General features: G+C 69.3%; 5 protein-coding genes. All 5 read right to left on the bottom strand.

Annotated features, from left to right (window positions below; genetic code table 11):
- Window positions 1-284 precede the first annotated feature (284 nt).
- Window positions 285-1,460: an FAD-dependent monooxygenase gene (locus tag ABT171_RS41250; RefSeq protein WP_351252057.1), complete on the bottom strand. Its 1,176-nt coding sequence runs from the start codon at window positions 1,458-1,460 to the stop codon at window positions 285-287.
- The gene (locus ABT171_RS41245) at window positions 1,457-8,683 is read right to left on the bottom strand and encodes a non-ribosomal peptide synthetase (RefSeq protein WP_351252055.1); all 7,227 of its coding nucleotides are present in this window, start codon (window positions 8,681-8,683) and stop codon (window positions 1,457-1,459) included. The genes ABT171_RS41250 and ABT171_RS41245 overlap by 4 nt, the downstream gene beginning before the upstream one ends.
- 54 nt (window positions 8,684-8,737) lie before the next feature.
- Entirely contained in the window at window positions 8,738-9,838 is a 1,101-nt protein-coding gene (locus ABT171_RS41240) for an SIS domain-containing protein (protein ID WP_351252053.1), read from the bottom strand.
- Between the two features lie 74 nt (window positions 9,839-9,912).
- Entirely contained in the window at window positions 9,913-10,659 is a 747-nt protein-coding gene (locus ABT171_RS41235) for an SDR family NAD(P)-dependent oxidoreductase (protein WP_351252051.1), read from the bottom strand.
- A 201-nt stretch (window positions 10,660-10,860) separates the two neighbouring features.
- Window positions 10,861-11,913 (bottom strand): methyltransferase, encoded by a 1,053-nt coding sequence (locus ABT171_RS41230; protein WP_351252049.1) that lies wholly within the window; start codon window positions 11,911-11,913, stop codon window positions 10,861-10,863.
- Window positions 11,914-12,914 lie beyond the last annotated feature (1,001 nt).

Here is a 12,914-nt window from a genome sequence, read left to right as displayed (position 1 = left end):
GGGCTGAGACGGTGGTCCATGCTGATCACTGGTCCTTGTGGGGCTGTGTCGTTTTACCGAGTGCGCGGACGGTACGGGACGGGCTGGGCCGGTCCTGCACCCGTCACCGGCTGCCCTGGCCGAGCCCCTCCGTCTCTGGTGCGGAACGGACTCTGCCTGGCCGGGGAGTCCCAGGCCGGCGCCGGCTCGGTCACCGGCTCCCGGGAGACCTCACCCGTGCGCACCCGCTCCAGCTGCACGTGTGTGCTCGCCGCCGGCCGATCGCCGACGGGCGCGGGGCGTTGTCATCCCAGCGGGGGCCAGGTGAGGACCGCTTCGTTCTGGCTGGTGAACTTGGACAGGGGCGCGAACCGGAAGTAGAGGTCGCGCATCCGGGAGGAGAACGGGCCCTCCAGCTGCTCGGTCTCGCTGAGTGCCCGGGCCGCGGCGACCAGGGCTCCGGTGCGCGGCCGGCGCTGGTCCTCGTAGCCGCGCAGGGCCGAGGGCAGGTCCGTCGCCTCCTTGAGGTGTTCGGCGAGGACGACGGCGTCCTCGATGGCGAGCGCCGCGCCCTGGCCGAGGCTCACCAGCATCGGGTGCGCCGCGTCCCCGAGCAGGGTCGTGCGTCCGGTGCCCCACCGCTGCAGGAACGGGCGGTCCTGGGCGGTGATGCGGACGATCGTCTCCTCGGGGGTGACCCGGATCGCCTCCTGCACCTCGTCGGCCCAGCCGGCGAAGAGGCGGATGATCTGCTCCTTGCCGAACCGCCGGCTGACGGAGGCACCGGCGGGGATGTTCTTCGTCCCCCACCAGTACGCCCGGCCGTGGCCGATGTCGGCGAGGCCGAAGCGCTGGCCGCGCCCCCAGTAGTGCGCGGCGTAGCCCTTGGTCATCCGTGGATGGCTGAAGGGCACCGTCGCCAGCCAGCACACATAGCCGCCGGGCCGCGGCTCGTCGGCGACCGCGATCTGCCGGCGGATCGCGGAGTTGAAGCCGTCCGCGCCGATCAGGATGTCGCCCGTGGCCTTCCGGCCGTCCTGGAAGGTCACCTCGACGCCGTCGTCCCCGGTGACGAATCCTGTCGCTGCGGCGTTCAGTTCGATGGCCTGGTCGTCTCCGAGTGCGTCCAGCAGTGTCTGCTGGAGATCGGCCCTGTGGACGGCGTAGTTCGACGCGCCCAGCCGGTCCGCGAGTTCACGGAACGGGAGGGCCCTGATCAGCCGGCCGCGCCTGGTGAGGAACTTCAGCTCGTCGAAGATCTCACCGCGCTTGTCCAGGCCCGGGGCGATGTCGATGCCCAGGGTGCGCAGGGCCAGGATCGCGTTGGACATCAGGGAGACCGCCGTGGTGCCCGGTCGCAGTTCGGGGGCCCGTTCGAAGATCTGGACCTCGGCACCGATCCGGCGCAGGGTGGCCGCGGCGGTCAGCCCGCCGATCCCGGCCCCGATGATGAGGGCCTTGGGTGTGGAGTGCTGGGTCATTTCCCGCTCCTCTCGCCCGGCTGCCCGCCGGGGCGGTCGGCCAGCGCTTCTGCGATTCTCTGCGCGACGGCGTTCACGTGCGGTTCCTCCAGGAGGACCAGGTGGTCGCCGGGCACGTCCACCACCTGGAGCCGGCCGGTGGTCAGGGCTCCCCAGCCGTTGGTGGGGTCCTGGTGCAGGCTCTGTGCGGCTGCGTGCATCGGCCGGAGGATCTCCGGCAGTTCGGCGGTGGCGCGGAGCAGGACCAGGTCCTCGTCGCCGGATCCGGGCCGGTAGGAGAGGATCGCCTGCCAGTGGGCCCGGAACATCCGGAACAGGCGCCGCACGGTGGTGCGTGAACTGCCCGCCGGCAGCACGCCCGCCCGTGTGGCGTGTTCGACGATGAAGCCGAACGCCGCCTCTTCCTCCAGCCCCTCGGGCAGCGTGGTCACCGGCGCGGTGCCGCCGCGACCGGCCCACAGCAGCTCCCAGAAGAACCATTCCAGCAGCGAGTGGTCGGCGACGTCGGGCCGCTCTCCCTGCTTGACGAAGACCGGATCGATCAGCACGGTGCCGTGGAGGGCGCCCGGGTCGGCGCGCCGTAGCTGACGCGCCATCTCGAAGGCGATGAAGCCGCCGAACGACCAGCCGGCGATGGCGTACGGGCCGTCCGGGCATGCCCGGCGCATCGCTTTCAGATAGGTGTCGGCGAGCTCGGGGATGGAGCTGAGCGGTTCCGTGCCGGGGACGGTCCCGGCAGCCTGCAGCGCGTAGACGGGCTGGTCTTCGGGGAGGTGGCGGGCGAGGCGTACGTAGCACAGCACGTGGCCGCCGAGCGGGTGGACGAGGAACAGGGGTGGCTTGCTGCCCTGGGTGCGGATCGGCACGACGGGGTCGAACTCCGCGGCGGGGTCCTGGGCCCGCAGCCGTTCCGCGAGTCCTGACACGGTCGGCGCCGCGACGAACGCGGAGAGCGGGATGCTGACGCCGTACCGTTTCTCGATCGTCATCACCAGTCGCATCGCGGTCAGCGAGGTACCGCCGATGTCGAAGAAGTTGTCCCGCACGCCCACCGCGGGCAGTTCCAGCAGTTCCGCCAGGATGCCCGCCAGGGCCTTCTCGTGCTCGTCACGGGGCGGGGTGGCGTCCGCCGTCGGTGCGGCGAGCGGCATACGGCGCAGCAACGCGTCGTCCCGCTTGCCGCTGGGCGTCAGGGGCAGGCGCGGCAGCCACTCCAGGTGGGAGGGCACCATGTAGTCCGGCAGCGCCGTGCGCAGGCGGGTGCGTACCTCGTCCAGGTCCACGGCCGCCGGGTCACCGACGAGGAACGCCGCGAGGAACGCGTCGCCGCCTTCCCGGCGCCGGGCCACCACGGCGGCCTCGCGGATACCGGGCTGCTCCTCGGCGAGTTTGGCGATCGCGATCTCCACCTCGGCGAGTTCGACCCGGAAGCCGCGCACCTTGACCTGGGAGTCGGCGCGGCCGAGCCACACGAGGTTTCCGTCGGGCATGATCCTGGCCAGGTCGCCGGTGCGGTAGAGGCGGGCGCCCGGTTCGCCGGAGGGGTGCGGTACGAAGCGCTGCTCGGTGAGATCGGGCCGGTTGCGGTAGCCGTGGGCCAGGCACACGCCGCCGACGTAGATCTCGCCCTTCGCGCCGGGCGGCACCGGCCGCATCAGCCCGTCGAGCAGGTGGATCTCGATCCCGTCGATCGGGGTGCCGATGGGCGGCAGGTCGGGGAAGCGGGCCGGGGCGCCGGTCATCGTGTGGTGGGTCAGCAGGTGCGTCTCGGTCGGTCCGTACTGGTTCTCCAGCACGGTGCCGGGGAGCGCGGCGCAGAAGCGCCGGATCTCGTCGGTGATCCGCAGCTGCTCGCCGGAGGAGATCACGACCCGCAGCGCGCGGGGCCGGATGCCCAGTGCCTGGGAGGTCTCCGCGAGCTGCTGGAGCGCGACACAGGGCATGAAGGCCCGCTCCACCTCCTCGCGGTCCAGGAGACGCAGCAGCGCCGGCATGTCGCGCCGCTCCTCCTCGGAGAGCAGCTGGAGGGTGCCACCGCCGCACAGGGTGGAGTAGATCTCCTGGAATGCCACGTCGAAGCTCAGCGGCGCGAACTGGAGGGTCTTGCCGCCCGCCGCGCCGCTGGCGGAGGGGATCTGCCACTGCATGTAGTTGGCGAGCACCCGGTGCGGGAGTTCGACGCCCTTGGGTTCGCCGCTGGACCCGGAGGTGAACAGCAGGTAGGCGACGGTCTCGCCGGTGATGTCCGGCAGTTCCGGGCCGCCGCCGGGTTCCGGTTCGGCGGCGAGCAGGTCGTCCACGCTCAGCAGCCGGGAGGAGTCGTCGAAGAGGTGCGCGTGCGTGTCGTGTGTGATGATCCGCAAGGGGTCGGCCTGGGTGACCATAGCCGCGAGCCTGGCCGGCGGATAGCTGATGTCGAGGGGGACGCAGGTGGCGCCGGCCTTGCCGACGCCCAGCACGGTGGCCAGCGTCTCGGGCGACCGGTCCATGGCGATGCCGACGGTCGATCCGGGCCGGGCGCCGGCGCCGATCAGGCCGCGGGCTATCCGGTTCGCGGCCTCGTCGAGCTGTGCGTACGTCCACTGCCGTGATCCGCAGGAGACGGCCACCGCGTCCGGGGTGCGCGCGACGTGCTCGTCGATCCGCTGGATGACGTTCAGGGGCGTGTCCCCGCCGGTGCCGGGGGCGGGGCCGGGTCGCAGTGCCGCTTCGGTCCGTGGATCGCGCAGGAAGGCGAAGTCGGCGTCCGCGTCGGGGTGTTCGGTCATCTGCTGGAGGATGGCGAGGTACGTGCGGCCGATGCTCTCCACCTGTGACCGGGAGAAGGTGCGTCCGTCACCGTCCATGCGCAGCCAGAGGCGTTCGTCCACCGGGTCGACCACCGCGTTGACCAGGAGCTTGAAGTTTGTCTCCTCCCAGGTCCTGAAGTCGGTCAGCACCATGTCGGTGTTCTCGAAGAGGGAGGTGAGGACGTGCAGGTGGACGTAGTTGAAAGCGGTCTCGAAAATGACGTCGCCGCCGCGGTCCTCCTGGATGGCGCTGAGCGGGTAGTGCCGGTGGGGGTGGCTGTCGCGTTCCTGCTGGTAGACCTCGCGGGCCGAGTCCAGCCAGGTACGGGGCTGGGTGTCGAGGCGCAGCGGCAGCGTTTCGAGGAAGAGCCCGGTGATCCGTTCGGCGCCGGCCTCCTCGGGCCGCCCGCCGGTGACCAGGCCGGTGGTGATGTCCCGTGTGCCGGAGAACAGCCGCAGGGTCAGGCAGTGCGCCGCGAGCAGCAGGGACTTGACCGGCAGGCCGTGGGCGCGGGCCAGGAGGCGCACCTTGGTGCCGAGGCCGTCCGGCAGTTCCACGTGGTGGACGATGAGTCCCTGGTCGCCTGCGGGCTCGTACGGCCGGAGTCCGTCGATCTGGACCAGTTCTGCGCCGGTGAGCAGCCGTTGCCAGTAGCGCCTGGTGACGTCGGAGGCGAGGGCCCGCCGTTCCTCGCGCACGTAGAGGGCGGGGGACGGCAGTTGTCCGGACGGGACGGCGGGGACCGGCCGCCCGGCGTTGTGGAGGTAGTCCTGGAGCAGTTCGCGGACGAGGGTGGCCACGCTCCAGCCGTCCAGGATCGCGTGGTGGAAGCTGAACACCAGCTCCACGGAGGCGTTCAGGACGTGCGCGCGGAACAGGTACAGCGGCGGGCGGTCCAGCCGGTACTCGTGGTACCGCCGCTCCTCGACGTGCCGGGCGATCTCGGCCTGTGCCTCCTGGTCGCCGAGGTGGCGCAGGTCCGCGATCTGCAGTCCGCCGTCGGCCTCCGAGTGGACGAGTTGCAGGGGTTCGGAGTATCCGCCCAGGTCGAATGCGGAGCGCAGGACCGGGTGGCGCCGGACCAGGCTGTCGAAGGCGCGGCGCAGCGCCTCCTCGTTCCAGAAGGTCTTGAGGGAGTAGCGGAAGACGTCGTGGTACACGGCCGTCTTCTCGTGTTCCCGGCTGTGGTAGAGCAGACCGAGGTGCAGCCGTGTCGCCGGATAGGCGTCCGCGAGGCCGGTCAGTCGCGCGCGGTCGACTGCGGACACCAGGGCGAAGGGCTCCAGCGGGGTGTCCTGCCCGTCCGGCGACGAGGTGGTCGCGGTCGCGGCGAGCGCTGCCACGGTGGGGTTCCGGACCATGTCGGCGAGGGTGAAGTGTACGCCCGCGCGCCGTGCCTCGGCCTGGATGCGGAGCATCATGATCGAGTCGCCGCCGAGGGAGTAGTAGTCCTGGTCGACGCCGATCACGTCGGTTTCGAGGACGGCCGACCAGGCCGCGGCGATCTTCGCCTCGATCTCGTTGGCCGGCGCCGCGGTCGTGGCGTCCGCCGTCACGGCGGGGGCGGGCAGCCGGCGTCGGTCGGCCTTGCCGTTCGCGGTGAGCGGGATCCGGTCGATCCGTACGAAGAAGGCCGGGATCATGAACTCCGGCAACGACTCCAGGAGCCGGGCCCGGAGGTCCGGGAGCCGCACTTCCTCGTCCGCGACGTAGTAGCCCACGAGATGGACGCCACGGGCCGGTGAGTTCCGGTCCACGACGATCGCGTCCCGGATGCCCGGGAAGGCCGCCAGACGGTCGCGCACCTCGCCGAGCTCCACCCGGTTTCCACGGATCTTGACCTGGTCGTCCAGCCGGCCCAGGTATTCGAGGGTGCCGTCCGCGAGCCAGCGCGCCCGGTCACCGCTGCGGTACATCCGCCCGCCGGGTGTGAACGGGTCGGGCACGAACACCGCCGAGTCCAGTTCGGGGCGGTCCAGGTAGCCGCGTGCCACGCCCACGCCCGCGATGCACAGCTCACCCGGCACCCCGGTGGGCTGCAGGTCGCCGTGTGCCCCGACCACGTAGAGCCGTGTGTTGTCGATCGGCCGCCCGATCGGTACCCGCCGTACCTCTTGGGCCGGGTCGCCCGGACAGTCGTAGTAGGTGACGTCGACCGTGGCCTCGGTCGGGCCGTAGAGGTTGACCAGCCGTGGTGCCGGGGCGCCGGCCGCGGCGAAGGCCCGGTTGAACCGGTTCACCTGAGCGGGCGTCAGCGCCTCGCCGCTGCAGAACACCAGGCGCAGGGACGCGATGTCGTCCACCAGTGCCGGGGTCTCTTCGAGCAGGTCGAGGAAGGGGCCGAGCATCGAGGGCACGAAGTGGGCCACGCTCACCCGGTGCGCCCTGACCGTCCCGAGGATGACCGCGGGGTCCCGCTCGCCCCCGGGCGGGAGCAGTGCGAGTCCGGCGCCGGTGATCGCCCACCAGAACAGCTCCCACACCGACACGTCGAAGGTCACCGGTGTCTTCTGGAGCAGGACGTCCCCGTCGCCGACCGGGTAGCCGCGCTGCATCCACTCCAGCCGGTTCACCACGGAACGGTGCTCGACCTGCACGCCCTTGGGCCGCCCGGTGGACCCGGAGGTGTAGATGACGTAGGCGAGGTCACGCGGACCGCCGGCGGGCCGGGGCGGGGCGGGCGCGGCGCGCCGGGTGGCGTCGAGGTGCCGCACGGGTACCGCGTCACCCACCAGGGATCCGGACACGGTACTGCCCAGCAGTACGGTCTTCGCCCCGCTGTCGGCCAGCAGGAACCGGACCCGTTCCGCGGGATGGCCGGGGTCGACCGGTACGTAGGCGGCGCCTGCCTTGAGCACCCCCAGGACGGCCGCGACCAGTTGCGGGCTGCGCTCGGCCACCACGGCCACCCGGTCGCCGGTGGCCACGCCGTCGCCGCGCAACTGGTGCGCGACGTGGTTCGCCCACGCGTCCAGCTGCGCGAAGGTCAACGACTCGGCGGGATCGTCCGCGACGACGGCCCAGCGGTCCGGTGTCCTGGCCGCCTGCTGCTCGAACAGCGCGTGGACCGTGGTGTGCTGGGAGTAGTCGGTCACCGGGCCGCTGCCCGCCGCGATCAGCGCGGCGCGCTCGGCGTCGCTGATCATGGGGATCGCCGACAGCGGGCGGTCCGCCTGGGCGAGGGTGCCCTTGAGGATCGCCTCGATGTGGGTGGCCACCGACTCGATGGGGAAGTCCGCGTCGAAGACGTCGAGGGCGTAGTCCATGTCGACCAGGACGTCGCTGACGTCGTCCAGTTCGTTGACGACGACCGCCAGTACGTCGTCGTCGTGGGCGCGGGCCTGTACGACGGTCTCGTACGCCACGCCCTGTACGTCGAGCGGGCTGGGCCAGCGCAGGTAGGCGATGGTGGTGTCGAACAGCCGCTTGGGGCCGCTGTCCTGGAGTGGCACCGAGCGCAGCAGGTCGCCCAGGGAGAACCGCTCGTGGGGTTTGAGTGCCCGGGTCGCGGCCTGCACCTCGGCGACCAGTTCGCTCATCGTGCGGTTTCCGCCGGGGGCCACCCGCAGGGGCAGGGTGTTGGCGAAATGGCCGACGGTCTGCTTCTGCCCGGCGGTGGGCCGGTTCAGCAGCGGGACGCCCAGAACGACCTCGTCGGTGCCGTGGATCCGGGAGAGGTAGACGGAGAAGGCGGCGGCGACGAACGCGAAGACGGAATGGCCGCGTTCGCGGATGCGCTCGATGAGAGCGCGCTCGATCAGGAAGCTGTGGCGGGCGCTCCGCCGGTTGCCGGCCGGTGCGGCGCGGCGGAAGAAGGCCGGGGTGACGCCCTTCAGCTGTTCCTGGAAGAAGGCACGGTCCCGCTGGTGGTCGTCCGAACCCTGGTAGCGGCGCTCTTCCTCGACGAAGTCCAGGTACGACGGGGCGGGCCGGTCGTCGAACCGCCCGGTCCGCCGCACCTGGTCGTACTCGGCGCGGACCTGGGACATGAACAGGTTCAGGCCCCAGGCGTCGGCGACGATGTGGTGCACCTTGACGTAGGTGTGGACGACGTCCTCGCGCTCTTTGAGGACCGCGATCATGAATAACCGGCGGCGCTCCACCTCGAAGGGAACGTCGAACGCTTCCTTGATCCATGCCTCACAGGCGGCACGTGGATCGGCAGCGGCGGAAAGGTCGATCGTCGGGATGTCGAACGCCTCGTGCTCGGCCCACTGCCGCGGCGTTCCGTCCTCCGGGTCGATCCGGAGCCGGATGGCGTCGTTGCGGTCGGCCGCACGGCGCAGGCACTCCTTGAGCAGGTCGACGTCAACCTCACCGGTGAACCGGTCGGTGATGAAGCAGTTGAACTGCGGGAGATCCGGGAAGAGGGAGTTCGCCGCCCAGATGTCCTGCTGGTAGGCCGTGAGAGAGGTGCGCCCCCGTAGATTCACGATCGCTCCATTGTCCTCGGCTGTTGCCTTCGATGTCTGAGCTGTGCTCCTGCCTCAGAGTGCGTTCTCTGCGGCGATGGTGCTGCCGTGGTACCAGGGGTTTCCGGCCGCCTCGGAGATGAGATTGCGTGACTTCGTCTCCCGCGCCCTTCCGAGGTCGAGGGTCAGGTACTGCACGAACTCCAGGGCGGTGAAGTACTGGCGTATGAAGGTCGGCTGGTCGAGCTCGATCTCGGTCACGGTGACGTTCGCGTTCTGCGGGATCGGCGCGGTCAGCAGCGACACCAGGTTCTTGCGCTTGTCCCGGGTGTACGCGTCCTCGTCCGGGTCGGAGAAGATGAGGATGCTGTGCCTGCGCTCGGGATCGGTGAGCGTGGCCACCTCGCTGTGGCAGAACTCGTGGAAGTAGTTCCGCGTCGCCGGCACCATGGCGATCTCGTTGAAGTGCATCTTGGCGAGCTTCAGCAGACTCTCGTGCCACTTGGGCGACCCGAGCATGATGATGTTGGCGTTCTCGCTGCGGGCGGCGGCATCGGCCGCCAGGGCACGCAGGGCAGGCGTGAAGTCGGTCTCCAGGGTCCTGGCCAGGGCACGGACCTCGGGACCGTGGTCCGCGTCGAGGAGCCCGAGCTTCAGGAACATGTCGACCAGGATCGAGAAGTACTGGCCGACGTGGAACAGGGGGTACTCGCGGTCCGGCTTGCTCAGGGTCCAGCGCGCGATGGACACCCCGTTCTCCTCGCCGAGTTCGCCGAGTCGGCCGCCGGAGGTGAGCAGCAGAACCCGGTCGTGCATCGGGCGCAGTGCGTGGAAGGCGCGTATCGGCTCGTTGGAGTGGCCGCTGTACGAACTCAGGATGATGAGCGTCCGGTCGTCCTCGATCACCGAGCGCGGAATCAGGTACTCGAAGTCGTAGTCGTTGAAGACATGTACTTCGAGGTCGCTCCTGATCGAGTTGAAGAAGACCCTGATCACGTCCGACACGATGGCCGAGCAGCCCATTCCGCTGAACACGATGCGTGTGAACCGGCCGTCCCGCAGCTGCTTCACAAGATCATCCGACATCCCGGAGATGTCGTACTCGTCCGACTTCGTGAAACCGGAGCGGTACTCCTGCTCCAGGAATTCCCGGTAGCGCTCAAGGCGTGATTTCATGGACTTTTCTCTCCTCAAGGGCAGATGATGTCAGAGGGCGATGATTCGCGACCGTCAGGAGATCGCCGAATCCTTCACCACATGAACTGGCCGCCGTCTACGATCAGTTTCTGGCCCGTGATGTAGACGGCACCTTCGCCCACCAGGAATTCCAGGGCGTCCGCCATCTCGTCGGTGGTGCCGATCCTGCGCTGCGGAATCTCATCCAGCAGCGCGTTCATGTATTCCGGCTCGGCCACGCGGTAACGGGTCCGCATTTCCTCTGTGTCGATCATCCCCGGGATGAGGCAGTTGACCCGGATGCTCGGCGCGAGTTCCATGGCCAGACACTTGGTCAGGTGGAGGAGGCCCGCTTTGCTCGCACAGTAGTTGGCACCGTTCAGCCGGGGGCGGATCCCCGTGGTCGCCCCGATGTTGACAATGGAGCCGCCGCCGGCCTCCACCATGTGCGGAGCGAACGCCCGGGTCATGTAGAAGGGCCCCGAGAGATTGGTGTCCAGCACCCGGCGCCAGTCCGAGTCGGAGATGTCGAGCACCGGCCGGTCGATGTTCAGACCGGCATTGTTGACCAGCACCTCCGGAATTCCGTGCTCGGCGCGTACGAGTTCGGCCAGGCGTGCCACGTCGTCGGGGTCGGACACGTCCGACCGGACGACTGAAAGGCCCTTTTCGACCTCGTGCAGGGCCTGGTTCGCGGACTCCTCGTCACTGCGAAACGTCGCGACCACCCGATATCCCATCCGGGTGAGCCTGTGGCTGAATGCGAGCCCGATGCCCTTGGTTCCGCCGGTAACAATGGCCAGCCTGTCAGGTGAATTCATTCAAGCCCCCGTTGCGTGAACAATACTTTTACGCCAGAGCTTCGCGAGCGACCGCCGCCGCTCCGGGTCGCGGCGATGCCTTTCGGGAAACGAGCCAGGGCCCTCGGGCGGCGGCACAGCGAGGGCGAGCCCGCCGGCCGCGTCCGCTGCGGCGGACAGCCGAGGCCGAGGTGGCGGTGCGCCTGGCTGGACCGCGGCGACTCAGCCGGCCGCGGGCTTGCGGGCGCGCAGGATGACGTCGAACCGCCCGGGATACTGGCGGTCCATCGGCTCGAAACCCGCTTCGGTGCACCACTGCTCGAAATCCCGTGGCGTGTAGATGCGGCCCTCGGGCGATGCGACCGTCTGGACGTACGCCGACATGAACGCGGCGTGGGCGGGACCGGTCTCGTCGTCGTTCTGAGCACAGGCGACGATCACCAGGTGCCCACCCGGCTCCAGCGCCCGGTAGCTCTTCGCGAAGAGGGTGCGGACCTGGTCCGGCGACCAGATTTCGAGGAACCGGGAGAACACGACGCAGTCGTGGGACGTGGGGAACTCGTCCTGCCAGATGTCGGTTCCGACCGCACGGACCCGCTCGGACAGGCCGGCCTCGGCGATCCGGTCCTCCGCCATCTTCGCCACGTTCGGCAGTTCGAGGATGGTCGCCTGGAGGTGGGGCCATCGCTGGGCGAAGCCGATGGCGTTGGTCCCGGTCCCCCCGCCGACGTCGAGGACCTTGTGGTACGGCGAGAAGTCCACGGCGTTGACGAGGTCCTCGACCACCGAGCGGCTCTGGTGCTCCATCATGGCGGTGAACACCTGCTCAAGGTTCTTGTCCTCGGCGAGGAGCTCGTAGAGCGTGGTCGCCGACGATCCGGCGAGCAGCTCGCGGTGCAGCCCCAGGTTCTCGTTGTTCACCAGCGATTCGTAGAGCCAGCCGATCGGCCGGTACAGCATCTCGTGGGTGTAACGGACGATGACGGGCATGAAGTCGTCCTGATCGCCCGCCAGGAGGTCGGTCGCGGCGGTGTTGTGGTACCCGTCGCCGTCCTTGCGCACGAGCTCGAACGCGCAGCACCCCAGCAGCAGCACGTGTCCCGCGCGTTCTTCGAGACCCAACGCGTCGGTGATCTCGTCGAGGGTGCTGCCCGGCCGCTCCTTGAGCAGGGTGAACAGTCTCAGGCGCAGTGCAGCGTGCAGGTACGGGAACCGGAAGCTGGTGTACACCAGCTTCCACAGCTCGTCCAGGGCGGTCGCCGACGGTTCGGTCATGGTGATCCCCTTCACGGTATGGCGGGCCTCAGGTGCGTGCCCTCGGCCGAGTCGTGGTGAAGTCCAGCCCCGTCCGGCTCTGCCGGCCGGTGGCCGCTTGGGACAGTCAACGGAAGGAGGCGCTGCGGATCGCCATCCGCAGCCGGCCCCTCTCCCTGCTCCGTCGTGGAGACGGAGTACGCCTTGTTCAGCTTCCAGCGGGCGCGCGGGCGGCCGTCGTCCTGGGAGGCACGCAGCGCGGCGGTGACGTGGTGGGTATCGGCGAGATGTGGGCGTCGGGTGGAGCGGCGTCGCCTCTCCACGATCTCCTGCATCGTTGGTGTCTACAGGCAACAACAAACTCGGGGATCACACAAGGTCTCTCAAGTCACCAACCTCCCGGTGGGTGGCGTGAATCGTGCGGTGCTCCGCTTCTGTACCCGGCCACTTGGGGTCGCTGGAGCCGCGAAGACGACCGGAACCCGTTCGGCTACGAGACCGAAAACTTTCCCCGGCGACGCCGGCACCGACGGCATGCGCGGTCCTCGCCGCCCCGGGGTCCACGTCTGGTGGCGAACGCTCAGGGCAAGCCAAGCGCGGTGACATCTGACTGAAACGCATCGCTATTCGTCCGAGACTGCATGCTACGGGCAGGCAGGCCGCGGCCTATCCCCAACCCCCCTTATGCGTAAGGGGGGTTGAGGCCCTGCCTCCGCTCTCAGCGAACGGCAGACGAAGCCGCACTTCATGGCGTGTGAGCGTGTTAGCTTCAAATGAAGCTGGGGGAGGCCGAGTTCGACCATCGCTTGCCCGACGCAGTTCCACCGGGGTGCCGTTCCCCAGGGGCGTCCGGGGCTCAGTCAAGAACAGGGGAATACCATGAGTGACGTGAAGTTCCACCACCCGGCACCGTCGACGGCACCGTCCGCCTACAGCCCCAACGGCGGCGTCGCGTTCGGTGACCAGATCTACAATCGCCTGCTCAGCGATCGCATCATTTTCCTGGGCAAGGAAGTCGACGA

It is taken from the genome of Streptomyces sp. NPDC001851, assembly GCF_040297165.1.
Taxonomy (GTDB): Bacteria; Actinomycetota; Actinomycetes; order Streptomycetales; family Streptomycetaceae; genus Streptomyces.
This window is presented reverse-complemented; position numbering and strand designations above follow the sequence as displayed.

Excerpts from the sequence above, each read along its gene's own strand:
- ABT171_RS41240 (WP_351252053.1), bottom strand. The coding sequence starts at position 9,838 with ATGAAATCACGCCTTGAGCGCTACCGGGAATTCCTGGAGCAGGAGTAC.
- ABT171_RS41250 (WP_351252057.1), bottom strand. The coding sequence starts at position 1,460 with ATGACCCAGCACTCCACACCCAAGGCCCTCATCATCGGGGCCGGGATC.
- ABT171_RS41230 (WP_351252049.1), bottom strand. The coding sequence starts at position 11,913 with ATGACCGAACCGTCGGCGACCGCCCTGGACGAGCTGTGGAAGCTGGTG.
- ABT171_RS41235 (WP_351252051.1), bottom strand. The coding sequence starts at position 10,659 with ATGAATTCACCTGACAGGCTGGCCATTGTTACCGGCGGAACCAAGGGC.